The following is a 23,690-nucleotide window of genomic DNA, read 5'->3' as shown; positions in this document are numbered from 1 at the left end:
AATCAGAATACGTTACTTGATTCAATAAATCGCTTTGTTCTTTTGAAAGTGTTCGTTGTTGCTGCTGCAGTTGTTTCCGTTGAAGGGTGTGCCATTTTCTGATTATAGTAAAAGTCAAACTCGTAACCAGATGGCTGTGTTTGTAGAGCTTGAAATTGGTAATATTTGAAAAACAGAAACAATTAATAGGCAGCAGAAGAGTAAAATAAAAAATTCAAGAATTAGCGTAGGAAGTTTCAACATTTTTTGATGAATCAAAATAAAAACAATCACTGTGGGGAAAATAAATAGCGAGACAGTCATAGAAGCAAGACGCCAATTAACGATATTTGTAAAAAAGAAAGAACGAGTGAAAAGAAAGATTAAGGGCGTAAAACTAGCAACGACTCCGATACGTAATAACTGAAACGTGAATCGATCAAAAAACAATTGTTTTTCTTGTTGAATCATTCGTAGTGAGAGGACGGCTGAAAAAAGAAAGAAAAGAAGTAATGTTTGCTGAGTCCATTGATTGATAAAAAAAGAGTAAGCAACGAAGCCACCAAGGAGTGCAAGAAGAACCAAGCGCTTCATCAGTTTCGTGGGATGATTTGATTGGATAAAAGCATAAAGAAAGAACAAAAGTGAAAATGGGAAAAGACATAAGAAAAAAACGCCTAAGTCATAGTATATAGGAAGATTGGCATGCAATAAGAGTGAGGAGAAGGCGAGTGACGTTGTTAGATAAACAAAAGAATCGCTAAAAGGTTGATTGATTAATTGCAAGAAAATGAAACTGCCTATCGTTAAATAGGATAAGCTTAGACCAATCGCTAATAGTCCATCGTTATTAACGGAAAAAACAGAAAAAGAATCGAGTAATAGGCCAGTAATAATCGCCCACGATAAGATTAAAATTGCGGTAGGTAAGCCTTTTTTCATGATTTCAGCTCCATTGATTATGATACTATTATCATAACAATGATGGTTGTTAGAAGTCTAGAGGAAACGTCTGTTTTTCCAGTTTTACTCATGAAAGTCAAGCAGTCATCGTTTATACTAAAGTTAGGAATAATTGACTCGCGCATTCACCGAAAGGAAGGATCACCATGGATAAACAAACGAATTTGTTGGATTATGTCAAAGGCAAATGGACGATGAATTATTTGTATACGAATGCCTATTTGAAGAAGGAAAAGAAAACGTATCCGATTGGTTTTGCATTATTAAATGTTTTGTTGGCGTTAGTGGCTGCTAATTTACCGATTTTTCTTGTGCCAGAAGCCGTCGATGTCCACATGGGAACCTTTGGTGGAATGAACTTAAGGGGTAATCAAAACGTCTTGATTTTATGGACGGTTTTGGCGGTAGTTTTAGTGATTCACATACTTGCTTTTGTCTATCAAAGTAAACAGCAACTGTTCTTTAAAGGGAAGATTAATATTCCAACGATTGTTGCCATTTTATGGTTGTTTTTATTCCAAGAGAATTTGCGATTTTGGTCAAGTGGTTTGTGTCTTTTAACCGCAATCTTTTATCTTGCTTTTTATTTCCAACGAAAAGAATCGATGTGAAAAAAGTTGCTTTACTCTGAGAACTTCGTGTCGTTTTTCGAAAGAGCATCCTTTTGTTACGTTATCTTCTAGTGATTATTCAAAGATTCACTTGACTTTCATGGAATTTTCTTGTAATGTTGGAACTACTATTAAAGAAAATCGATGAAGGATCGAGTATGTCTGTTTTTGACTTATTAGAGAGAATAACCGTGGCTGAGAGTTATTCAAGGGAAAACGACGGAAAGACAATCTGGAGATGAGAGGAAGAAAAGCCTCTTCGTGTACGAGCGTTAATCGTTTGAGGAAAGTTCTGTTTTGTCGAACTTTCGAATGTTAGGTGGTACCACGTGAAGATGATTGCGTCCTTATTTCTGTAGAGAAATAAGGCGTTTTTTTTATTTTATAAGGAGGAAAGAGTATGAGTTATCAACGCCCAAAAGGCACAGCTGACCTTTTGCCAGGAGAAATCGAGAAGTGGCAATTTATTGAAGAGACGGCTCGTTTATTGTTTAGTGACTATCAATACCAAGAAATTCGCACACCGATGTTTGAGCACATTGAAGTGATTACGCGCAGTGTAGGTGATACAAGTGATATCGTGACGAAAGAAATGTATGATTTTTATGACAAAGGAAACCGTCACATTACTTTACGTCCAGAAGGCACAGCACCCGTTGTTCGTTCATTTGTTGAAAATAAATTATTCGGACCAGAATATACAAAACCATACAAAGTTTATTATACTGGCCCAATGTTTCGTTACGAGCGTCCACAAAAGGGCCGCTTAAGACAGTTCCATCAAATTGGGGTAGAGGCATTTGGTTCTGAAAATCCAGCAACTGATGTTGAAACGATGATGATGGCGTTGGCTTATTTTGAACAATTAGGCATGAGCGAGTTTCATTTAGTCATCAACTCATTAGGTGATCCTGAAACGCGTCAAAATTACCGTCAAGCATTAATCGATTATTTAACACCGTTGAAAGACGAATTAAGTGAAGATTCGCAACGTCGTTTAAATGAAAATCCATTACGTGTGTTAGACAGTAAAGACAAGCGTGATAAGCAATTTGTGGCCGATGCGCCATCGATTTTGGATTATTTAAGTGAACCGGCTAAAAAGCATTTTGATGAAGTGGTAGCGATGCTTGATGCGCTAGAAGTTCCTTACCAAATCGATAGTAATATGGTTCGTGGGTTGGATTATTATACGCATACGATTTTTGAAATCATGAGTGACGCTAAAGGATTGGGTGCACAAAATACCCTTTGTGCCGGTGGTCGTTACAATCAATTAGTCGCAGAACTTGGTGGACCAGAAACGCCAGGCTTTGGTTTTGCGATTGGGATGGAACGTGTCTTACTTGTTTTAGAAGCGGAAGGTGTCGAGTTACCAACGAGCCACCAATTAGATGCATACGTAGTCAATCTTGGTGAAGTAGTCAATCTTGAGGCGTTAAAAGTCGTTCAAAAAATTCGCCAAGCAGGTTTTTCAGCCGATCGTGATGTGTTAAACCGTAAAGCGAAAGGTCAATTTAAAACAGCCGATCGATTAAATGCGACACTCGTTTTAACATTAGGCGAAAGTGAATTAGAGTCAGGTATGATTAACGTCAAAGCAATGGCGACACGTAAAGAAATTCAAGTGCCATTAACGGCAATTTACGAAGATTTTGGTGCAGTTTATGACCAGATGACGAAAGAAGAGGGAGAATAAAATGGCTAAAAGAACAGTCTATAATGGCTTAGTTTCAAAAGAGCATTTAGAACAAACAGTAGTATTAAAAGGTTGGGTGCAAAAGCGTCGTGACTTAGGAGGCGTAATCTTTATCGATTTACGTGACCGTGAAGGCATCGTTCAAGTTGTTTTTAACCCAGAATTATCAAAAGAAGCATGGGAAACAGCGGATACTTGTCGTAGCGAATACGTGATTGAAATTAGCGGAAAAGTGATTGCTCGTGCACCAGAAGCTGTTAACCCGAAAATGAAAACCGGCGAATTTGAAGTAATGGCTGATCAAATTACGATTTTAAGCAAAGCGAAAACACCAGCTTTCCCAATCGAAGATGATGCCAATGTTGGTGATGAGTCTCGTATGAAATACCGTTACTTAGACTTACGTCGTCCGCGCATGACACAAAACATTATGATGCGTGCGAAAACAACACGTTCGATTCGCGAATATTTAGATAGCCAAGATTACTTAGATATCGAAACACCATACTTAGCGAAATCAACACCAGAAGGCGCGCGTGACTATTTAGTCCCATCGCGTGTTCACCCAGGTCATTTTTACGCTTTACCACAATCACCACAAATCTTTAAACAATTATTGATGAATGCTGGTTTTGACCGTTATTACCAAATCGTTCGTTGTTTCCGTGACGAAGATTTACGTGGCGACCGTCAACCTGAATTTACGCAAGTCGATATTGAGAGCACGTTCTTAACGGCAGAAGAAATTCAAACAATGACGGAAGAAATGTTAGTCAAAGTCATGAAAGACGTGAAAGGGCAAGACATTACAGCGCCATTCCCACGTATTTCTTGGCAAGATGCGATGAACCGTTACGGTAGCGACAAACCAGATACACGTTTTGATATGGAATTAATTGATCTTTCTGAAACAGTGAAAGACATTGATTTTAAAGTCTTCCAAATGGCTCTATCAAATGGTGGAGTTGTCAAAGCGTTAAATGCCAAAGGTGCTGCAGCGAAATATTCACGTAAAGACATGGACAACTTAGGAACTTTTGTTGCACAATACGGTGCCAAAGGTTTAGCTTGGTTAAAAGTGGAAGAGGACGGCTTAAAAGGCCCAATCGCGAAATTCTTAGTTGAAGCAACAGATGATATTATTACTGCAACAAATGCTGAAGTCGGTGACTTATTAATGTTTGGTGCCGATAGCTTTGAAGTTGTTTCTGCAGCTTTAGGTGCGTTACGTTCACGTTTTGGTCAAGAGTTAGAGTTAATCAATGAAGAGCAATTCAATTTCCTATGGGTGATTGATTGGCCACAATTTGAACACGATGCTGAAGCGGGCCGTTTTGTTTCTGCTCACCATCCGTTCACGTTACCAAAAGAAGAAGATATTGCCTTACTTGCGACAGACCCAAGCAAAGTTCATGCACAAGCATACGATATTGTCTTAAATGGTTACGAGTTAGGTGGCGGTTCGCTACGTATCCACACTCGTGAATTGCAAGAGCAAATGTTTGAAACATTAGGCTTCTCACATCGCGAAATGCAAAACCAATTTGGTTTCTTATTAGATGCATTAGACTACGGTTTCCCGCCACACGGTGGTATCGCGTTAGGTCTAGACCGCTTAGTGATGTTACTTGCAGGTGAAGAGAATATTCGTGAAGTGATTGCTTTCCCTAAAAATGGTCGTGCAATGGATCCAATGTCTTCAGCGCCAAGCACAGTCGCACCATTACAATTATTTGAATTAGGTATCGATGTAACTGTCGAACAAGAATAAGATTTGATTAAGCAATTGGTGCATTTGGGGAGAAATCCTCATTTGTACCAATTGCTTGTTTTATTTTTAATAAAAAAGCGTATAATGAATATGATAAAAAAATTGATATAAAGCGAGGCTAATAAAAAAATGGTTCGATGGTTTCAGGAGGTTCCTTGGTCAAAATATGCGGCAAAGGCTTCAACCTCCGTTGTATATGCAATCGCAGCAGCAGTGGCAGTCAGTTTCTTCTATGATTCAGGAAATATTTACTCAAGTGGGGTCACGGGAATTGCTCAAATTATTAGTCGATTATCGACACAAATGATTGGCGTGGAATTACCATTATCTATTGTATTACTCTTATTGAATGTCCCACTATTCTTATTAGGTTGGTATAAAATCAGCCCGAAATTTACGCTTTACACAGGGATGACGGTAGCCTTTACGTCATTGTTCATGCAGATTATCCCCAATCAAGTCCTATCGACCGATCCGACGATCAATGCGATTTTTGGTGGTGTATTATTAGGAGCAGCTAACGGTTACATCTTAAAAAGCAATTCCTCATCAGGAGGACTCGACTTTATCACTATTTCGATACGTCGGAAAACGGGGAAAACAATTGGCTCACTATCGATTATTTTTAACTCAATGATTATGGTTGCAGCTGGTCTTTTATTTGGTTGGCAATCGGCATTATATAGCGCGCTAGCAATTTTTATTAGTGGTAAAGTGACGGATGCCGTCTATACGAAGCAAAAGAAAATGCAAGTCATGATTATCACTTCAGAAGCAGATGCCGTCATTCATGGCATTCATAAAAACTTACGTCGTGGGATTACAATCATTAACGAAGCAGAAGGCGCGTTCCGTCATGATCAAAAGAAAGTCTTGATCACCGTTGTAACCCGCTTTGAGTTACCAATATTAAAACAAATCATGAAAGAAAACGATCCAAAATCCTTCGTCAGCATCTCCGAAAACGTTCAAATACTAGGCCGATTTTACGAAGAAGATTTGTAGAACAAGGTTATTTATTGAGTGTTAGTGACGAGTAATAAGCAAAGAATCGTTTGAAAGTGTTTTTTACTTTCAAAAAGATTCAGGCTTATTACCGAGTCACTGCTCAATCAATACTGATTCGAACAAGGTTATTTGTAAAGCGTTTTGACATGAAAAATAAGCAAGTATCTGGGAAGAAAATGGTTTTTTCATTTTTTCCAAAATTGGCTTATTTCTGAATGTCAGCTTTAGAAATACCGATTATCGAAGGTTTTTTTAAAGTGTGTAGTAAAAATTATTTACTTAATACTGAATTTTTAGTAGGGGTCGAACACCCTACTATTTTTTTTGCTTAGGAAGCTAAAGCAAGAAGCGCTTAAATGTTACCGATGCTGTAAAAAATGAATCCATTAATTTTTCCTAAAGAGCCAAATTGAATGAGATTTTTTTGCTTTTTTATGGCATGATAGATAAAGAAGAAATTGCTGAGATAAGAGGGAAGCACCATGGAAAATCAACAGAAAAAAAGAAGATATATCACAGGACTGGATGGCTTACGAGCGTTAGCCGTTATTGGTGTGATATTTTATCATTTAATGCCTGGAAAAATGCGCGGTGGTTATTTAGGTGTGCCTGTTTTTTTTGTCATTTCAGGTTATTTAATTACTGATTTATTACGACAAGAGTGGCAATCAAATGGAAGAATTGACCTAAAATCATTTTATGTAAGAAGGATTAAACGACTCTATCCTGCTTTGGTTACGCTATTGCTTGGGTCGACAGCCTACATTACTTTATTTCAACGAAACTTACTCGATAATTTACGAGCCATTTTTTTGAGTAGTCTAACTTATGTAAATAACTGGTGGCAAATCAGTAATGGGATGTCGTATTTTGATCGTTTTAATAATGAATCGCCTTTCACCCATTTATGGTCATTGGCAGTCGAAGGGCAAAATTATTTGATTTGGCCAATTTTATTTATCCTACTAATGAAATTCGTCCCTAAAAAACAAAATATTGCGAAATTTCTCTTCATTGGTACCCTTGTATCGGCAATCCTAATGGCGATTTTATACCAACCAGGCAGTGACCCGACTCGTGTTTACTATGGGACTGATACACGTCTGTTTTCAATTTGGCTCGGTAGTCTTCTCGCATTTTTATGGCCGAGTACTCAACTAAGCGAAAAAATCCCCATTCAAGCAAAAAGGGTTCTGAATCTCGCAGGAGGTATCTCGTTATCTACATTAATTCTCGCTTTTTTCTTTTTAGATGCGCGTTATTCGTTTGTGTATTATGGTGGTCTTTATTTGATTAGTTTGGCAGCGCTCGTATTAGTTGCGACGATTGCACACCCAGGTGCGAATTGGAATCGTTGGCTAACGAATCCAATTTTTAGCTACTTAGGACAACGAAGTTATAGTATTTATTTATATCAATTTCCAGTTATGATTTTTTATGAGGCAAAAGTAAAAAATATTGCTGAAAATGTCTGGTTGCATACAGTCATTGAACTCATTTTGATTTTTGGATTGAGTGAACTGTCCTATCGTTTTATTGAAAAAAATAAAATTAAATGGCGTTTTGACACATTGAAACAATTTTTTATTACGTTAAAAGAGCCGATGAGTACGGGCAAGAAAATTCAATATAGTTTAGTGACAGTCGTTGTTTTAATCGGATTATTTGGCATTGTGACAGCACCTGCCAATCTGATTACGCAAGAACAACGAGAGTTTCAAGAGGCGGTAGAAAAGAATACAAATGCTGCGAAAGATACGTTGATTAATCCTAAAGAACCAGAAGAAAAAGTGAATGAAAAGCCAGTAAATAATGAGTCACCAACAGAAGAAATGCAACAAATCATGACTCGCTATCAATTGACGAAAGAACAAGTCATACGAGGTAAACAATTGGAAATAACCGCGTTTGGTGATTCGGTAATGTTAGGCGCGACATTGAACTTACAAGAAGTCTTCCCTCATATTATTGTTGATGCAGTTGTCGGACGCCAATTGTACGATAGTGTAGAAGATTTACAGAAGTTGAAAGATAAAGGGTTGTTAAAAGATACCGTATTGTTAGGATTGGGTTCAAATGGTACGGCAACGCAAGGACAATTTGAGCAACTAATGGCAGTCTTGGGCAATCGAAAAGTTTATTTAGTCAATGTCTTTGTTCCAACTCAACGTTGGCAAAATGACGTAAACCGTCTATTAGCAGATATGGCAGCCAAGTATGAAAATGTGACGTTGATTGACTGGTATGACAGTAGCCAAGGGCAAGTAACTTGGTTTAGAGAAGATAGTGTTCATCCCAATGAGATTGGCTTAGATGCTTATACTTCATTAATTGCACAAGAAATATTGAAAGAATAGAACATTTGATAAGCTAGTGTAACAAATGCTGCAGTGTTCTGAGCAACTGAATGTAGTTAAATTTTTCGAAAGAGTAAACTTTTATCACTTTTGATCAATCGAATATTAAATGGGCTGTGGCTTTTGTCACAGTCTATTTTTTTGTTCAAAAAAATATGAATGAATCTTGCGTAAAGTTATTTATGAGAGGAGAGAGTTGGATGCAAATTGAAACGATTTCAGATGATTTAATTGCCTATGGGATTGAAGAACGCATGCAAGATTTATATATCTATTTTCTAAATGAAAAGGCATCGGTTTATTATCGAAGAGATCAACAGATGATTCCTTTTGAAGACGAGGTCAGTGTGGAAGTTGCCCAGCAATTAATAGCACGTTTTAAATATTTAGGTGAAATGGATGTCGGTGAGAAAAGAAAAGCACAATTAGGTGCAATCACGTATCCTTTACCAACGTGTCAGCCGCGCTTACGTTTATCGACCGTTGGAGATTATCGCGGGAAGGAGAGTTTAGTGATTCGATTTTTACATGACTTTAATCTCCAGAATTTAGGTTATTTTTGTCCGGAAGATGTCACATTGATTGAAAAAAATATTCATGAAAAAAATGGTTTATATTTGTTTAGCGGTCCAACTGGCTCAGGGAAAACAACATTTATGTATCATTTAGCACAACAAATTGATGGACAAGTCATTACGATTGAAGATCCGGTTGAAATCGAGCAACCCGATTTTTTGCAATTGCAAACGAATGATAAGATTGAACAAAATTACGATCAATTGATTAAGTTGGCCTTACGTCATCGCCCAGATGTCTTAATTATTGGCGAAATTAGAGATGCATTAACGGCTAAGGCAGCAATTCGAGCGGCTTTGACGGGGCATAAAGTCTTTGCGACCATCCATGCGAAAGGCGTCAATGAAACAAGAAGTCGATTAGTCGATTTAGTGGGTGAAAGTAGCGAATTAGACAATTGTTTAATGGGCGTAATTTATCAACAATTACTTTTAACAAAGCAGTCTGAGATGAAAGCATTGTTTGCGTATGACTTCTTTTTTGAGCAAGGATCGAGTAAATCATGGATTTGGCCGAATGTTGACGGTGAGTTATGAAGCCATTTTCAAGGAGAAAATCGAAGGCGCGATTGGCGATTTTAGAAATGTTTGTTTTGTTACTAGGGAATGGCTTTCGATTACAAGAAAGTTTACAAGTCATGCTGCGAAGTCGACAGTTCTCTGATGAACTGTTAGCAGGCATCCAACAAGGGTTAGCCATAGGGAAATCACTAAGTGAATGCTTTCATGTCATAGGGTTTTCTGAACAGGAAGTGCTACAAATACAATTAGCTGAAGTTCATGGAGATTTAGTTGAGACGTTACAAAATTTATTGAACAATAACCAACTCGTGGCACATCAGCGTACAGAATTACAAAAAGTGATGACGTATCCTTTTGTCTTACTCCTTTTTTCGATGGGGATGTTGCTTAGCATGCGCTGGATTTTATTACCGCAATTACTAGCTTCAAATATGGTGCAAACGGATCATTGGGGCATTTTATTCTTAACCCATAGTCCAATGATTTTCTTATTAATCTTATTATTTGGATTCGTATTGGTACTGGTCCACCATCAATGGTTGAAGCGCAAATCATTTTTACAACGTGCGCATTATTGGAGTACATTTCCCTTAGTCGGCTCCTGGTATTGTCTCTATCAAACAAGTTATTTTGCATTAGAGTGGGGAAAACTATTTCGTGAAGGACTTGAAATGAAGCAAATTCTAGAAACGTTAATCCAGTTGCCTCAGCAATCACTGATGGTAGCACTTGCCAATGAATTGAATAGTGGCTTACGTTCAGGTGTTATTTTAACTGAACAACTACCACAGTATTCATTTTTAACACCAGAGTTTTCATTTATTGTTTTCCAAGGTGAGTTAAAAGGCAAGTTAGGGGAAGAACTATTAATTTACCATCAGTTATTATTGAATAAACTAATTCAAAAAGTCGAAAAAACACTGAAATGGGTCCAACCAATCGTTTTTTTATTGATTGCTATCGTCATTGTGATGATTTATGTTGCGATGTTTTTACCGATTTACGGAAATATAGGAGGATTGATTTGATGTTTGAAAAAATAAAAAATAAGTTACATGACGGATTCACTTTAGTGGAGATGATGGTTGTAATTTTGATTATTAGTGTGTTGGTTTTGTTATTTATCCCGAATTTAGGAAACTCAAAAACGAAAGCAATGGAAGAAAGTGACAAAGCGATTGTTGCAACGATGCGAACGCAAATTGAATTGGCCGAATTTGAAAAAGGGAGAACCTTAACCCTAGAGGAAGAGGCGGGTTTATTTACCGATGAGAAGCAAAAAGAACTCTATGAAGTAGAAATTAAAGGCAAGCGATGAAGCCTAAATTTGCTGGGTTCACACTTGTTGAATCCCTCTTAGTCTTAACTTTGGTAAGTGTAATAGTAACCTTTAGTGTCGTGATAACGAAAAACCTTGAACAAGAATTAGCAATTCGGCATTTTTTCACTAAATTAGATAAGCATATTTTGCTGAATCACCAAGCTTCTTTCGTTGAGCAAGATCGTGTGATTATGGGGCGAGGGGAAGGTAGTCGTACAATTCATTTTATTGTGGGAGAACAGACCTTTGATTTACCAGTGCCAGAAGGACTACGCGTTTCGAATTTTCCACCAATGAATTTTGCGATTGGTACCGGTGATAAAGGACAAATGCGTTCTTTCTTCGTTGATTGGGATGCAAAGAAAATTCAAGTTTCTTATAACTTTTTGTTTGGTAAGGGGCATTATGAAAAAGAAATCAGGAACAAACCATAAAGGGTTTATTTTAATTGAAACGCTACTTTCGTTTGGTGTGATCACATTTGCTATCTTGTTTTTTTATAAAGGCGAAGTGGCTTTTTTAGTAGATATTGAAAATAAAATGATTGAATCGAGAATGTATCGCGTTCTATACGAAGAAGTCGTGGAGGGGCGTAAAATGAACAAATCTGATGAACAACGAATCATTCACCGAAATGGCAAATATCAAGTCAGTTATCGTTTGCAAGACTCACCGTCTGCCAAAATTACGTTTGGACAACAAGAGTTTGGTATCTACCGTGAGAAATAATTATCATGGCTTTACATTGATTGAATGTTTGATTTCTTTGTTTTTTATTAGTTTATTCTTTTTGATGTTATCTGGCGTATTTTCCCAGAGTCAGCAGATTTTCCAGCGGGTTGAGAGTCGGGAAGAATTAGAATGGCAAATTTTTTTGATTCAATTTGATAAAATAACGGAGAAAGGAACGTTTAGGGATATGAGTTCTACCGCACTAATTTTTGAGCGCGAGGAACTGCATGAAGGAAAGGTTGTTACGCTAGCAATTAAATACAGTTCGAATAAAAAATATGTTTATCTCAGTAATAATGGAGGCACCGAACCGATACTAACGCAAGTCCAGGCGATTACCTTTGATCGTCAGGGTGATGCGATTCTTTTTACGGTGCGCTTTTTGAATGGAGTGGAAAAAGTTGGTAAATGGACCATCCCATAAGTACCGTGGCAGTCTAATGGTCGTAGCGATTGCGACACTCGGAATATTGACTTTTTTATATTTATCACTTGCTGAAAATTATCAGCTGACGGTCTTTACAGCGAATCGTCATTCAGAATATTACAAAATGGCGATTATGAAAGAATTATTTTTAGCCGAGTATTTAGCAATCCCGAAAGCGCAGAGGCCAGTAAGTGGGACGTACTATTATTCTACTGGCAGTGTAACATTTACTCAAAAAGAAACGATCTTATCACTTGTCTCAAAAACGAAAAAACACCAACAAACGTATCAAGAAAAGCTATTGATAACAGAAGAAACGAATGATTCAAAACAAGGTGAATCTTCGGATGGACGAGATTTTGTGTCTAATGAAGGAGTACAGATTTATAACCAAAATAGTACAGACGAATCGAGGATTGAATCGATTGGTGAAATCGAATGAATCGTGAAAAGAATGAAAATAAAAGAATGATGAAAAAGCGTATTACTCACTTTTTTATCATTCTTTTCAGCGTTTTCCGAAGAATCAATTCACAAAAATAAAATCACAGGTGGAACGGGTTGATTATTTAGGTCAAATCAGATAAAATTAAACAGGAATAAAAGTTGTTATAGTGATTATTGAAAAGAGGTGCCTTATGTCAGTGGAAAGTGTAGAAAAAAACTTTCATTTAAATTTAGAAGCCATTGAACTGTTGCAAAATGCCTTAACAACTTCTTTTTTTGAAGCCTATCTTGAACAAGTAGGCAATATTTTAGATGGATACAATGTGCAAGTGATTAGCGATGTCCCAGATGCAGAAACTGTTGAGAAGTTACAAGCGATTTATCGAGAATTAAAAGCAGAGAAACTAGAACCTGAAGACATACGAAAATTAGCGCAGTTATTACTTTTAAAAGGAACACAAAACGAACCGGTTCAAGCCAATCATCAATTAACGCCAGATAGTATTGGTTTTTTATTTGTTTATTTAATCGCACAATTCTATACAGATAAAAAAGAGCCGTTAACAATATTGGATGTTGGAGTTGGAACGGGGAATTTGCTCTTTACTTTATTAACCAATTTGAAATTGTCAGGTTATGAAGCTCGCGGCATTGGCATTGATAACGACGAGTTGTTAATTGAAATTGCAGAAGCAAATAATCAATGGATGAACACGCAAGCAACGCTTTCACATCAAGATGCATTACAGCAAGAGTTGCCAGATGTTGTAGATGTCGCTGTAAGTGACTTACCAGTGGGTTATTACCCAGTTGATAGTATTGCTTATCCTTTTGCGATGGCGTCAAAACAAGGACATAGCTATGCCCACCATTTATTAGTTGAACAGGCAATGAAGCAAGTTCGTCAAAATGGCTATGGATTCTTTTTATTACCAAGTAACTTTTTAGATAGCGAACAAAGTGAATATTTCAAAAACTGGTTAGGGGAAACAGCTTATTTACAAGGCATCATCCAATTACCAGATGAATTATTCAAAAATGAGGCTTCTCGTAAAAGTATTGTCATTTTACAAAATAAAGGAACATTGGCTAAACAAGCAGATAAGATTCTTGTTGCACAATTGGCAAGTTTGAAAGATCCGCAAATTATCAATCACTTCTTTAAAGAAGTCACTGACTGGAAGCAAAAAAACTTTTAAAACGGTGCACGAATCGTAAATTTATTTACGAAATTAAATTATAAAACAACTATTGAGGAGAGCAAAAAATGTCTAAAACAATTGCAATTAATGCTGGAAGTTCAAGTTTAAAATGGCAACTATATGTTATGCCAGAAGAAACAGTTGTCGCAAAAGGAATCGTAGAACGTATTGGTTTAAATGATTCAATTTTTACAATTAAATACGGTGAAGATCAAAAATACGAAACAATCGTTGATATCGCAGATCACGATGTTGCGGTTAAAATGTTATTAGATCAATTAATCGATTTGAAAATCTTAGCTTCATACGATGAAATCACAGGTGTTGGTCACCGTGTCGTTCATGGTGGAGAATTCTACGATCGTTCAGTTATCATTGATGATGAAGTGCTAAAAAACATTGAAGATTTAGCGGAATTTGCGCCATTACATAACCCAGCAAATGCAATGGGAATCAAAGCGTTCAAACACTTATTGCCTGAAATTATTAGTGTAGCCGTATTTGACACAGCATTCCATGCAACAATGCCAGAAGTAAGCTACTTGTATTCTTTACCAAGAGAATACTACGAAGATTTCAAAGTACGTAAGTATGGTTTCCACGGTACGAGCCACCAGTTCGTTGCGCAACGTGCAGCTGAAATGTTAGGTAAACCAATTGAAGAAACAAAAATTATTACTTGCCACTTAGGAAACGGTGCTTCAATCACGGCGGTTGACGGTGGTATTTCTGTTGATACTTCAATGGGATTCACGCCATTAGCAGGTGTTACCATGGGAACACGCGCAGGTGATATCGACGCTTCAACATTACCATTCTTAATGGAAAAATTAGATTTAAACATTAACGAAATGGTTGATACATTAAACAAAAAATCAGGTCTTTTAGGCTTATCAGGTATCTCAAGTGATATGCGTGATTTAGAAGCAAACAGCGACAAACCAGAAGTTCGTGTGACATTAGACATCTTTGCTGATCGTATCCGTAAATATATCGGTAGTTACGTAACTGTGCTAAACGGTGTTGATGCTATCGTCTTTACTGCTGGAATTGGTGAAAATGATGCAGCAATCCGTGAGCAAATTATTAACGGTATGTCTTGGTTTGGTTGTGAAATCGATCCAGAACAAAATGCAAAACGTGGTGAAGATACTGTCATTTCAACACCAGAATCAAAAATTAAAGTCTTCATGATCCCAACAGATGAAGAATTAGTAATCGCTCGTGACGTTGAAGCGTTACGTAGCTAATTGAGATAAATAAAAAAAGTCAGGTAGCATTTATGTTACTTGACTTTTTTTGTGATTAAAAGGACTGCATTCTTTTTTGAACTTGAAATGTGTGACTGTCAATATTGGAGATAATCGTTTATTGAGAAGATTCAAAGGCTGTTGGAAACTATCGTGTTTTTAGCGAAATAGCGAAGGAAAAGTGGGTTTAATTTATTAAAAACACCCCATTTAAAAAGTAGAAGTGGTATGATAATAATAGAAAATTTATTTGGAGGGAAATCATATGACAATCAATTGGCAACAAGAAGTTGAATCGCGTAAAGATGATTTATTAAACGATTTAATCGAGCTTTTAAAAGTAAAAAGTGAAAGAGAAGACGATAAAATAACAGCAGACGCTCCTTTTGGACCTGGACCGCGTGATGCATTATTACATATGTTAGCTTACGGTGAGCGTGATGGCTTTATCGTTAAAAATGTTGATAACTACGCTGGACACATTGAATACGGCGAAGGCGATGAAATTTTAGGAATCTTTGGTCATATGGACGTTGTACCAGCGGGTGATGGTTGGGATACTGATCCTTATGTTCCAGTAATTAAAGATAACAAAATTTATGCGCGAGGTTCTTCAGATGATAAAGGCCCAAGTATGGCGGCTTATTATGGACTAAAAATTATTAAAGAGCTAGGCTTACCTGTTTCTAAAAAGATCCGTTTCGTTGTAGGATCTGATGAAGAGAGTACTTGGAAAGACATGGATTATTATTTTGAACATGAAGCAATGCCGGACTTTGGTTTTGCACCAGATGCGGAATTCCCAATTATCAATGGTGAAAAAGGGAATGTCTCTATTGCTCCTTATTTTGAAAGTACCAATGGCGGAACATATGAATTAATCAACTTTAAAGCCGGTTTACGTCCGAACATGGTTCCACAAGACGCGATTGCAACGATTGTGACACCATCAAATGAAGCAGCCAATGCATTAAAAACAGCTTTTGATGCTTACGTTAAAGAAAATCCAATTTCAGGAACCGCTGATGTTGATGCGGCAAACGTAAACATTAAATTAATCGGTAAGAGCGCACATGGAGCGAACCCACAATCAGGAATTAATGCAGCAACGTACTTAGCTGTCTTTTTAGAAGATTTTGATTTTGCTGGTGGCGCGAAAAACTTTATTGCAACAGCTAGTCATATTCATTTAGACGTTTATGGTGAAAAATTAGGCGCGGCTCACAATGATGAGAAGATGGGTAAACTAACGATGAATGCTGGTTTATTTGAGTTTATCGCAGGAGAAGAAGGTGCGTATATTAACTTCAACTTCCGCTACCCACAAGGTACCGACAAAGAAACAATGGCAGCGGCAATTGAACAATCAATTGGGCAATACGTAACAAAACTAGATGTACAAGAAAAACACTCTGGTCCACACTATGTACCAATGGAAGATCCGTTAGTGTCAACTTTATTAGCCGTCTATGAAGAACATACTGGTGAAAAAGGCTACGAACAAATTATTGGTGGTGGTACGTACGGCCGTCTACTAAAACGTGGGGTTGCTTTTGGCGCGATGTTCCCAGGTTTCACTGACACGATGCACCAAGCGAATGAATTTATGAGCTTAGATGATTTATTCAGAGCGGCAGTTATTTACGCTGATGCAATTTATCGTCTGGCAAAATAAAAATAACTAAGAGTTTTTAACGAAGAGGTTGTTTTGGGTGTGAATTCCAAGCAACCTTTTTTTGTGTGGAAAATAAAAAAGAAGCCTAGACTTTGCTAGACTCCTAACTTTAGTTTCAAGGCTTCTGTTAAGGTTTGAGAGAAATTGATGCGTTCAGACTCTGCCATGTCGCTGAGCCATTCGGGAACAGTAACATTTTTCCGGACAGTTTTAGAGTGATATTTTCGACGATAAGCCGCAAGGTCAATTCCGATTAAAGCAATCGTAGCGTCAGGATAATCATTTTGCACAGTTGAAATCGTTGAAGCTTTAGGGAAATCTTTTTTGTCTTCTAGAACGAGACCTAAAACTTCCTCAGCCATTTGATAGGCATGTTCAATGGATTCGCCTTGAGTCATTGCTTCCGGAATATCTGGAAATGAAACAACAATATATGAACCGTCTTCGATAAAAATAGCTGGATATACTAACATAGTAGTTTCAATCTCCTTTCAATGCATATCAGTTTTTTTCGTTACGACACAAGCAAGTCATTTCAGACCTGCTTGCTTGAGAATGGCTTGTTCTAATCCTTTGGCTAAGTCCTTGCTATGCATAGGGACAATCGTTGTTTTTTCCGTTAAAGGATTGAACAATTTGAGATGGCTGCCATTTTGTGTTACTTCTTTAAATCCATGTTTTTTAAGTAACTTAACCATCTGTTTAGAAGTTATTGGCATGGACTCACCTCTGACATTGATTGTACACATTTTATGCGCATTGGTCAATCAATAGGAATCGTTAAAAAGAACGCATAGAAAAAGGCTGCGACACAAGTCACAGCACCTTTTTTATGATATAAACATCTGAAAAATAAACGGATGAAAAAGTCTGCTTTTTTGAAAAAATGCACTAAATTCTCAGAAAAAAATCGACTTTCGACACGCTTCCTTTGCTTACGCTTGTGATTCCAACTGAGTAATATTCAAAATGGCACCAGAATCAGCATCGGCTAAAAATTCATAAACAACGAGTTCATCGCCTTCATAGCGGACGATACCACCATTGTAAGCTTTGGACTCTTGGACGATGTGATCGACAAAAACGGGATCATGTTCAATCCATGAGCCTTCGATTGGACCTTCTGCTAGAAAGGCTTTTTTGATTGTTGCTAAAATTTGATCTGGTTTAATCGTTTGATTTTTTTTAACGAATAGCGTGCCATAAATCCCTGCGGCCGCTCCGATACTTGCACCGATAATCAAACCGGCTTTTAAAGGTGAAAAGTGACGTTCTTTAGACATAGACAATTTCTCCTTACTTTTCTATTTAACTCTATTTTACCATAGTCTAAAAAAAACGAGTAAGAAAAGACCAAAACAAGTAAAAATTGAGTTATACTATAAGTAGTAAAGAATTTAAGGAGGCGAATGTTTGATCTTAATCAAACGACTAAATGAACGATAAAACATTTCAACGAATTAAAGAATTAACGGAACTTCAAGGAACGAGTGGTTTTGAACACGAAGTTCGTGATTATATGCGTACAGCGATGACGCCGCTAGTCGATCGTATCGAGCAAGATGGCTTAGGTGGTATCTTTGGTATTCGCGAACACGCGCAACAAGATGCGCCAAGAATTATGGTTGCTGCTCACACGACCGTGGCTTATTTAAAGTTACGCCTTTAGGTGGCTGGAATCCTTACGTAGTATCGGCTCAACGTTATACATTAACAACAGCTAAAGGAAAATATACTTGTATTTCATCTTCGGTTCCACCGCACTTAATGCGTGGTGGCGCGGCTCAAAAGGGCGTTGAAGTTACAGATATTCTGTTTGATGCAGGTTTCGAATCAAAAGAAGAAGCAATCGAATATGGCGTACGCCCAGGTGATACCGTTGTTCCATTGGTTGATACCATCAAAACAGCGAATGGGAAAAATATTATTTCAAAAGCGTGGGATAACCGCTATGGTTGTACCCTTGTTTTAGAGGCGTTAGAGGCCTTACAAAACGAAACGTTGAATCACACACTGATTGCTGGAGCGAACGTTCAAGAAGAGGTAGGCTTACGTGGCGCTCGTCCATCGGCAACGAAATTCAAACCGGACTTATTCTTTGCAGTTGACTGTTCACCTGCGGACGATACGGTGACGAAAAACGGTACTTTTGGTCATTTAGGTGAAGGCACACTTTTACGTATTTTTGACCCAGGGATGATTATGTTACCGGCGATGAAAGAGTTCTTACTTGATACGGCGGAGACACATAAGATTCCATATCAATATTTCGTATCAAAAGGTGGTACCGATGCAGGCGCGGCTCACATGGCGAATGAAGGGATTCCAAGTACAGTAATTGGTGTTGCTGGCCGTTACATTCATACGCATCAAACCATGTTTAGCATCCAAGATTTTGAAGCGGCACGTGAAATGCTAATTCAGATCTTAAAAGGCTTAGATAAATCAACAGTTGATACAATTATTGCTGGTAAATAGAGGAGAAATAGATTTAATGATTATTCCTAAAGATTTAGAAGAATTAGCTACTTATGTTGAAAAAGGCCAAAATATCTTTTTCTTTACTGCAGACTGGTGTGGTGATTGTCGCTACATCCATCCAATGATGCCAGAATTGGAAGCATCATTTCCAGAGTATCAATGGATTGAAGTCGATCGCGATGCTTTTATCGATGTGTGTGTAGAGTGGGGAATTTTTGGTATTCCAAGCTTCGTCGTGATTAAAGACGGCAAAGAGCTAGGAAGACTTGTCAATAAAGAGCGTAAAACAAAAGAAGAGATTGCCACATTTATCCGTAATTTATCAGTAAACAAATCATAAATTAGGAGCGTGAATCAAATGGAACAAACCTACAAAAAAATCTTAGTCGGTGTCGATGGTTCAGAACATGCGATGGAGGCTTTTCGTAAAGCAGTCGAAGTTGCCCGTAGAAATGAGGGCGAAGTGATTGTGACAATGATCATTGAACAACAAATGACGACCGCCTTAACGGTTGCACCACTAGGAAATGAGTACATTGAAGAGCAAATGACCTATGGAAATGACTTGTTAGAGCGTTGCCGACTGTATGCCGAATCGGTGAATTTTTCAAAAGTCACCAAAGATTTAGTTTTTGGACAAGCCAAAAGCGTACTCGCTATCGAATTGCCGAAAAAGCATGGGATTGATTTGATTATGGTCGGTCAATCTGGATTGAATCGTGTCGAAACGATGATGGTAGGTAGTGTAGCCAATTATGTGATTCGTAAAGCGCCCTGTGATGTATTAGTCGTTACTCAACCGGAAAATGAATCGGAATCAACAAAATAAACAAACAAAAAAGTCGAATCTATCGGCTTTTTTGTTGGAAAAGAGACAATCAATGAAAAAAATGAATTTACTATTCTTAACAATTTTAGGTGTCTTAACGATTAGTGGCTGTGCAACAAACACACCTGAGACAAAGAGCACAAGTTCAAATGAAAGCTCAACCAGTCAAGCAATTGCCCAAACGACGGCAACCATTGTGATTACAGTTGATGGGAAAGAAGTTGAAAACAAAGAAGTTTCATTCAACGAAGGCGATGTCTTATATGATGTGATGGCTGCCAACTTTGAGATTGAAGACCAAGATGGCTTTATCAATAGTATTGATGGTCAATCACAAGATGAGTCTGCTGGAAAATATTGGATGTACGATTTGAATGGTGAAATGGCTCTAGAAGGCGCAAAAGATTTAGTTTTAAAATCAGGAGACACTGTTTTATTTAAATTGGAAGTAATGAAATAAAAGTGAAATTCTGATACAATGAGCAAGGAAAACAATTAGGAGGAATGAGTTTTGATTTTTGCATATAACCCAAAGTACGTGAGTGACACATTAATGGTCGTAACGGCGGATGATAAGAGTATGAAACAAACAGTTGAACGTCGTGAAAACGTTGCGCGTTTGAAAACAGAAGACGGTCGTGTGATTGGTTGGAACTTCTTTGAAATTTCAAAAGCGATGACAATCGAAGGAACCGGTCAAGTTCAAATCAATGATGCTCAATTGGCACAATTGAACGAGATGATTCAAAAAGCTGGATTTGAAGATATTTTAGAAAAGGATGACTCACCAAAATTTGTTGTAGGATTTGTGAAAACATGTGTCCCACATGAAGATAGTGATCATCTATCAGTAACTGAAATCGAAGTCGATAATGGTGAAGTGTTACAAATCGTTTGTGGCGCAGCCAATATTCGTAAAGGATTGAAAGTTGTTGTTGCAAAACCAGGCGCAATGATGCCCGATGGTTTATTAATTTGGCCAGGTGAATTACGTGGCGTAGAAAGTTACGGCATGGTTTGCTCTGCAAAAGAATTAAACATAGCAAATGCATCAATGAAACGTGGGATTTTAGAGTTACCACAAGACGCTGTTGTCGGATCAGCTTTTGCTGTTGGTCAATAATCGAGAATAAAAAAAGGAAATGAGCCATTCGTTGGCGTCATTTCCTTTTTTACTCTTTTTATTGATTTGGTTCTAATTGTTGTTGTTGCTCTTGTTGTAAAATTGATTGATCGACAGATAATTCAACGGTTACCGTTTTCTCTTGATCGCCACGGTAGAAAGTAATTTCCATTGAATCGCCGACTTTTTTGTTGTATAAAGCTGCGCGTAATTCAGTGCTGTTCGTAATGTCTTTGCCATCGATTTTTGTAATGACATCGTATTGTTCAAGCCCAGCTTTTTCAGCGGGTGTCGCACCTGCAACGGAACGAATCACGACACCACTATCGACAGACTCAGGCAAGTTTAAAATTTCGCGTTGTTGTTGAACGGAAATGTTTGCTAAATCACTCATTGTCACACCGAGTGCCGGACGAATGACACGACCTTTGTCTTCAAGTTGTTTGATAACAGCAACGACATCGTTACTTGGAATCGCAAAGCCCATTCCTTCAACGCTTACACCAGAACCAGCAGAACTTGCAATTTTACTTGAGTTAATTCCAATTACTTGACCAGCGATGTTAATTAACGCACCACCAGAGTTCCCTGGGTTAATTGCTGCATCGGTTTGGATGGCATTGATACTTACAAGCTCACCCGCTTCATTTGTGCTTTGAACTGGACGATTTAAAGAAGAGATAATCCCTTGGGTCACAGAGTTCGCATATTGAGAACCAAGCGGTGAACCGATTGCGATAGCTGGCTCACCAACATTTAGTGAATCTGAATCACCAAAAGTTGCCACTGTTTCAATTTTTTCGCTAGGAATTTTTAAGACGGCTAAATCGGTAAAGGCATCCGTACCAACCAGTTCAGCTTGAACTTTTGAACCATCTTTTAGCATAACTTCTAAGCCTTTTTGTCCTTCGACTACGTGATTATTCGTTACGACATATGCATCTTTACCATCTTTTTTATAAATTACGCCACTACCCTCAGAAGCGGTTTGCAGCTCGCCATCACCATCGCCATTGACTTCTGGATTTCCAAAAATATCTTCTAAATCATTTGATTGTGTTGATTGTAAGTTAATAACGGAAACGATCGCATCTTGAACTTTTTCAACTGCTTTAGTGACATCACTTGTCGCGTTGACTTTAATATTGCTGACTTCGGTTTTGTTATTTGAATTAACCGTTGTTTCAGTTGTAGGTGTTTCATTTCCATTATTGTTAAATAACGTACCTGAAAAATTATAGAAACTACCTACAGCAAGTATCCCACCTAGAACACCACCAGCCAGTCCAATACCAAATTTTTTAAAGAAACCATTTTTTCTTGACATCAGAATTCCTCCTTGTTGATTCATTATCTATAGTATAGTATTACTTTCAAGGATTAGTCTACTAATAGAGTTTGAATAAATTATGAAAAAGCTGCGCTAAAAAATTTGAAAATTAATGAAAAAAAACAGAACAATTATGAGAATAAAAATGGGATAACTCTGTGTGTAAGTGCTGAACGAGTTATACACAGGGTTGTGGATAATGTGAGTAACTTAAAAGAAACAGGTGTTCTTATCAGAAAAGGCTTGAAAACAAGCCTGATATGCTTGTTTTTTGTGGATAACCCTGTGTATAGTGTGCATAACATTGTTAAAAACTTTACTGAAAAAGAAAGAATAAGGTGAGAAAGTGAATATAAAAATTATAAGTGTTGGAAAATTGAAAGAAAAGTATCTCGTGCAAGGCATCAATGAGTACGTCAAACGCCTAGGAGCCTATACCAAAATGGAACTAATAGAAGTTCCCGATGAAAAAGCGCCTGAAAACTTAAGTGAATTAGAGATGCTACAAGTCAAAGAAAAAGAAGCCGAGCGCATCTTAGCCAAAATAAAAGACCAAGAATACGTCTACGCTTTAGCCATCGATGGCAAGAATCCAACAAGTGAAGCATTCGCCCAACAAATCAATCAACTCGGTATCCAAGGTAAAAGCCAACTCGTTTTTGTCATCGGTGGATCACTCGGCTTAAGCGACAGCGTGCTAAAACGCAGCAACGCGCAGATTTCATTTGGCAAAATGACCTATCCACACCAGTTGATGCGATTGGTGTTGGTTGAGCAGATATATCGCTGCTTCCGGATAAATCGGGGAGAGCCTTATCACAAATGATGAGGTTTTTACCCAAATTTTCTTTAAGAAACAACTAGAATTTCAATTATATATTATTATTTTGAGACCAATCATCTTAAACGGTGATTGGTCTTTTTACTTTATAAAGGAAGGTTGAGGAGAGGGAAATGTAATGAAGAAGGAAGTGAGTAAATTACTATGGATTCATCTGTACCTTTTTTCGGAGGTCTGATTTTAGTTATTCTAGGAACAATTGATGCTTACCAACTATCTAAATGAGTGAATGCAGGGGAACAATTAGGAGAATGGACATTCTTCTGGGATAAGTAAAAAGAATAAATTGAAAAAGAGGGTTCGCTGGATTTATTACGGTGAGCCCTCTTTTTTGACGAGAGTTGATTGTAAGGTAGTTATTTTTAAAAATATAAAGTCCAGTTTTTATAATAGATAGAAAACCTCACTTATTACCGATATGCAGAACTTTATCATAAATAAGGCTGTTAGAAGACTAAAAAAATAAACCTGTCGACTATTATCGACAGGTTTATTTTTACAAGAATCAAAATTATTTCGCGCGTTTAACTTCAATGCGGTAGCCATC

The 23,690-nt window shown here is 37.5% G+C and carries 25 protein-coding genes, 1 pseudogene and 1 other annotated feature; of the genes and pseudogenes, 21 read left to right on the top strand and 5 right to left on the bottom strand.

The window, feature by feature from the left end:
• Positions 1-114 precede the first annotated feature (114 nt).
• On the bottom strand, positions 115-921 hold the full coding sequence (locus tag IEV09_RS02975; protein WP_188366789.1) for a hypothetical protein: 807 nt from the start codon (positions 919-921) through the stop codon (positions 115-117).
• 167 nt (positions 922-1,088) lie between these two features.
• On the opposite strand from IEV09_RS02975, the gene IEV09_RS02970 reads away from it, so the two are divergent.
• The 15 genes from IEV09_RS02970 to pepV all read left to right on the top strand — a co-directional run bounded on the left by IEV09_RS02970 (position 1,089) and on the right by pepV (position 16,539).
• Positions 1,089-1,553 (top strand): hypothetical protein, encoded by a 465-nt coding sequence (locus IEV09_RS02970; protein WP_188366788.1) that lies wholly within the window; start codon positions 1,089-1,091, stop codon positions 1,551-1,553.
• Between the two features lie 135 nt (positions 1,554-1,688).
• Positions 1,689-1,905 (top strand) — a binding site (T-box leader).
• A gap of 48 nt (positions 1,906-1,953) precedes the next feature.
• A complete protein-coding gene (gene hisS / locus IEV09_RS02965; protein WP_188366787.1) occupies positions 1,954-3,252 on the top strand; it encodes a histidine--tRNA ligase in 1,299 nt (432 codons plus the stop codon).
• Between the two features lies 1 nt (position 3,253).
• Entirely contained in the window at positions 3,254-5,023 is a 1,770-nt protein-coding gene (gene aspS / locus IEV09_RS02960; RefSeq protein ID WP_188366786.1) for an aspartate--tRNA ligase, read from the top strand.
• 129 nt (positions 5,024-5,152) lie between these two features.
• Positions 5,153-6,028, top strand: coding sequence for a YitT family protein (locus IEV09_RS02955; RefSeq protein WP_188366785.1), 876 nt, complete (start codon positions 5,153-5,155; stop codon positions 6,026-6,028).
• 485 nt (positions 6,029-6,513) lie between these two features.
• On the top strand, positions 6,514-8,388 hold the full coding sequence (locus tag IEV09_RS02950) for an acyltransferase family protein (RefSeq protein WP_188366784.1): 1,875 nt from the start codon (positions 6,514-6,516) through the stop codon (positions 8,386-8,388).
• 200 nt (positions 8,389-8,588) lie between these two features.
• A complete protein-coding gene (gene comGA, locus IEV09_RS02945) occupies positions 8,589-9,500 on the top strand; it encodes a competence type IV pilus ATPase ComGA (RefSeq protein WP_188366783.1) in 912 nt (303 codons plus the stop codon).
• 32 nt (positions 9,501-9,532) lie between these two features.
• Complete coding sequence (comGB, locus tag IEV09_RS02940) at positions 9,533-10,513, top strand: competence type IV pilus assembly protein ComGB (protein WP_229731657.1); 981 nt, start codon at positions 9,533-9,535, stop codon at positions 10,511-10,513.
• On the top strand, positions 10,513-10,803 hold the full coding sequence (locus tag IEV09_RS12815) for a prepilin-type N-terminal cleavage/methylation domain-containing protein (protein WP_188366781.1): 291 nt from the start codon (positions 10,513-10,515) through the stop codon (positions 10,801-10,803). Before comGB ends, IEV09_RS12815 begins: the two co-directional genes overlap by 1 nt.
• Positions 10,800-11,240, top strand: coding sequence for a type II secretion system protein (locus IEV09_RS02930; RefSeq protein ID WP_188366780.1), 441 nt, complete (start codon positions 10,800-10,802; stop codon positions 11,238-11,240). The genes IEV09_RS12815 and IEV09_RS02930 overlap by 4 nt, the downstream gene beginning before the upstream one ends.
• A complete protein-coding gene (locus tag IEV09_RS02925) occupies positions 11,212-11,535 on the top strand; it encodes a hypothetical protein (protein WP_188366779.1) in 324 nt (107 codons plus the stop codon). Before IEV09_RS02930 ends, IEV09_RS02925 begins: the two co-directional genes overlap by 29 nt.
• Complete coding sequence (gene comGF, locus IEV09_RS02920; protein ID WP_188366778.1) at positions 11,525-11,962, top strand: competence type IV pilus minor pilin ComGF; 438 nt, start codon at positions 11,525-11,527, stop codon at positions 11,960-11,962. The genes IEV09_RS02925 and comGF overlap by 11 nt, the downstream gene beginning before the upstream one ends.
• Positions 11,940-12,407 carry a competence type IV pilus minor pilin ComGG gene (gene comGG / locus IEV09_RS02915; RefSeq protein WP_188366777.1) on the top strand — a complete coding sequence of 156 codons (468 nt, stop codon included), beginning with the start codon at positions 11,940-11,942 and terminating at the stop codon, positions 12,405-12,407. Before comGF ends, comGG begins: the two co-directional genes overlap by 23 nt.
• A gap of 196 nt (positions 12,408-12,603) precedes the next feature.
• Entirely contained in the window at positions 12,604-13,611 is a 1,008-nt protein-coding gene (locus IEV09_RS02910; RefSeq protein ID WP_188366776.1) for a class I SAM-dependent methyltransferase, read from the top strand.
• A 68-nt stretch (positions 13,612-13,679) separates the two neighbouring features.
• Positions 13,680-14,864 carry an acetate/propionate family kinase gene (locus tag IEV09_RS02905; RefSeq protein ID WP_188366775.1) on the top strand — a complete coding sequence of 395 codons (1,185 nt, stop codon included), beginning with the start codon at positions 13,680-13,682 and terminating at the stop codon, positions 14,862-14,864.
• 265 nt (positions 14,865-15,129) lie between these two features.
• Positions 15,130-16,539: a dipeptidase PepV gene (gene pepV / locus IEV09_RS02900; protein WP_188366774.1), complete on the top strand. Its 1,410-nt coding sequence runs from the start codon at positions 15,130-15,132 to the stop codon at positions 16,537-16,539.
• 95 nt (positions 16,540-16,634) lie between these two features.
• On the opposite strand, the gene IEV09_RS02895 is transcribed toward pepV, so the two are convergent.
• The 3 genes from IEV09_RS02895 to IEV09_RS02885 form a co-directional block, all read right to left on the bottom strand.
• On the bottom strand, positions 16,635-17,012 hold the full coding sequence (locus IEV09_RS02895) for a type II toxin-antitoxin system HicB family antitoxin (RefSeq protein WP_188366773.1): 378 nt from the start codon (positions 17,010-17,012) through the stop codon (positions 16,635-16,637).
• Positions 17,013-17,069: 57 nt separating this feature from the next.
• Positions 17,070-17,258, bottom strand: coding sequence for a type II toxin-antitoxin system HicA family toxin (locus IEV09_RS02890; protein ID WP_188366772.1), 189 nt, complete (start codon positions 17,256-17,258; stop codon positions 17,070-17,072).
• Positions 17,259-17,474: 216 nt separating this feature from the next.
• The gene (locus tag IEV09_RS02885; RefSeq protein WP_188366771.1) at positions 17,475-17,822 is read right to left on the bottom strand and encodes a PepSY domain-containing protein; all 348 of its coding nucleotides are present in this window, start codon (positions 17,820-17,822) and stop codon (positions 17,475-17,477) included.
• Between the two features lie 152 nt (positions 17,823-17,974).
• Here IEV09_RS02885 and pepA point away from each other — a divergent pair.
• The 5 genes and pseudogenes from pepA to ytpR all read left to right on the top strand — a co-directional run bounded on the left by pepA (position 17,975) and on the right by ytpR (position 20,972).
• Positions 17,975-19,017 (top strand): annotated as a pseudogene (gene pepA / locus IEV09_RS02880) (glutamyl aminopeptidase).
• Between the two features lie 16 nt (positions 19,018-19,033).
• A complete protein-coding gene (locus IEV09_RS02875) occupies positions 19,034-19,360 on the top strand; it encodes a thioredoxin family protein (RefSeq protein ID WP_188366770.1) in 327 nt (108 codons plus the stop codon).
• 18 nt (positions 19,361-19,378) lie between these two features.
• Positions 19,379-19,849 carry a universal stress protein gene (locus IEV09_RS02870; protein WP_188366769.1) on the top strand — a complete coding sequence of 157 codons (471 nt, stop codon included), beginning with the start codon at positions 19,379-19,381 and terminating at the stop codon, positions 19,847-19,849.
• A 52-nt stretch (positions 19,850-19,901) separates the two neighbouring features.
• Positions 19,902-20,309 (top strand): DUF4430 domain-containing protein, encoded by a 408-nt coding sequence (locus IEV09_RS02865; protein WP_188366768.1) that lies wholly within the window; start codon positions 19,902-19,904, stop codon positions 20,307-20,309.
• 51 nt (positions 20,310-20,360) lie between these two features.
• Complete coding sequence (ytpR, locus tag IEV09_RS02860) at positions 20,361-20,972, top strand: YtpR family tRNA-binding protein (protein WP_188366767.1); 612 nt, start codon at positions 20,361-20,363, stop codon at positions 20,970-20,972.
• Positions 20,973-21,030: 58 nt separating this feature from the next.
• Here ytpR and IEV09_RS02855 read toward each other — a convergent pair whose 3' ends face one another.
• Positions 21,031-22,299, bottom strand: a complete 1,269-nt coding sequence (locus IEV09_RS02855) for a S1C family serine protease (protein ID WP_373281470.1) — start codon at positions 22,297-22,299, stop codon at positions 21,031-21,033.
• Positions 22,300-22,648: 349 nt separating this feature from the next.
• Between IEV09_RS02855 and rlmH the strand changes: the two genes are divergently transcribed.
• Complete coding sequence (gene rlmH / locus IEV09_RS02850; protein ID WP_188366765.1) at positions 22,649-23,128, top strand: 23S rRNA (pseudouridine(1915)-N(3))-methyltransferase RlmH; 480 nt, start codon at positions 22,649-22,651, stop codon at positions 23,126-23,128.
• Positions 23,129-23,690 lie beyond the last annotated feature (562 nt).

Origin of the sequence: Enterococcus alcedinis (assembly GCF_014635985.1) — a bacterium.
GTDB lineage: Bacteria > Bacillota > Bacilli > Lactobacillales > Enterococcaceae > Enterococcus_I > Enterococcus_I alcedinis.
Note: the sequence above shows the minus strand (reverse complement) of the source record. Positions and strands in the feature narration are given on the sequence as shown.

Excerpts from the sequence above, each read along its gene's own strand:
- IEV09_RS02975 (WP_188366789.1), bottom strand. The coding sequence starts at position 921 with ATGAAAAAAGGCTTACCTACCGCAATTTTAATCTTATCGTGGGCGATT.
- IEV09_RS02970 (WP_188366788.1), top strand. The coding sequence starts at position 1,089 with ATGGATAAACAAACGAATTTGTTGGATTATGTCAAAGGCAAATGGACG.
- hisS (WP_188366787.1), top strand. The coding sequence starts at position 1,954 with ATGAGTTATCAACGCCCAAAAGGCACAGCTGACCTTTTGCCAGGAGAA.
- aspS (WP_188366786.1), top strand. The coding sequence starts at position 3,254 with ATGGCTAAAAGAACAGTCTATAATGGCTTAGTTTCAAAAGAGCATTTA.
- IEV09_RS02955 (WP_188366785.1), top strand. The coding sequence starts at position 5,153 with ATGGTTCGATGGTTTCAGGAGGTTCCTTGGTCAAAATATGCGGCAAAG.
- IEV09_RS02950 (WP_188366784.1), top strand. The coding sequence starts at position 6,514 with ATGGAAAATCAACAGAAAAAAAGAAGATATATCACAGGACTGGATGGC.
- comGA (WP_188366783.1), top strand. The coding sequence starts at position 8,589 with ATGCAAATTGAAACGATTTCAGATGATTTAATTGCCTATGGGATTGAA.
- IEV09_RS12815 (WP_188366781.1), top strand. The coding sequence starts at position 10,513 with ATGTTTGAAAAAATAAAAAATAAGTTACATGACGGATTCACTTTAGTG.
- IEV09_RS02930 (WP_188366780.1), top strand. The coding sequence starts at position 10,800 with ATGAAGCCTAAATTTGCTGGGTTCACACTTGTTGAATCCCTCTTAGTC.
- IEV09_RS02925 (WP_188366779.1), top strand. The coding sequence starts at position 11,212 with ATGAAAAAGAAATCAGGAACAAACCATAAAGGGTTTATTTTAATTGAA.
- IEV09_RS02910 (WP_188366776.1), top strand. The coding sequence starts at position 12,604 with ATGTCAGTGGAAAGTGTAGAAAAAAACTTTCATTTAAATTTAGAAGCC.
- IEV09_RS02905 (WP_188366775.1), top strand. The coding sequence starts at position 13,680 with ATGTCTAAAACAATTGCAATTAATGCTGGAAGTTCAAGTTTAAAATGG.
- pepV (WP_188366774.1), top strand. The coding sequence starts at position 15,130 with ATGACAATCAATTGGCAACAAGAAGTTGAATCGCGTAAAGATGATTTA.
- IEV09_RS02895 (WP_188366773.1), bottom strand. The coding sequence starts at position 17,012 with ATGTTAGTATATCCAGCTATTTTTATCGAAGACGGTTCATATATTGTT.
- IEV09_RS02890 (WP_188366772.1), bottom strand. The coding sequence starts at position 17,258 with ATGCCAATAACTTCTAAACAGATGGTTAAGTTACTTAAAAAACATGGA.
- IEV09_RS02885 (WP_188366771.1), bottom strand. The coding sequence starts at position 17,822 with ATGTCTAAAGAACGTCACTTTTCACCTTTAAAAGCCGGTTTGATTATC.
- IEV09_RS02875 (WP_188366770.1), top strand. The coding sequence starts at position 19,034 with ATGATTATTCCTAAAGATTTAGAAGAATTAGCTACTTATGTTGAAAAA.
- IEV09_RS02870 (WP_188366769.1), top strand. The coding sequence starts at position 19,379 with ATGGAACAAACCTACAAAAAAATCTTAGTCGGTGTCGATGGTTCAGAA.
- IEV09_RS02865 (WP_188366768.1), top strand. The coding sequence starts at position 19,902 with ATGAAAAAAATGAATTTACTATTCTTAACAATTTTAGGTGTCTTAACG.
- IEV09_RS02855 (WP_373281470.1), bottom strand. The coding sequence starts at position 22,299 with ATGTCAAGAAAAAATGGTTTCTTTAAAAAATTTGGTATTGGACTGGCT.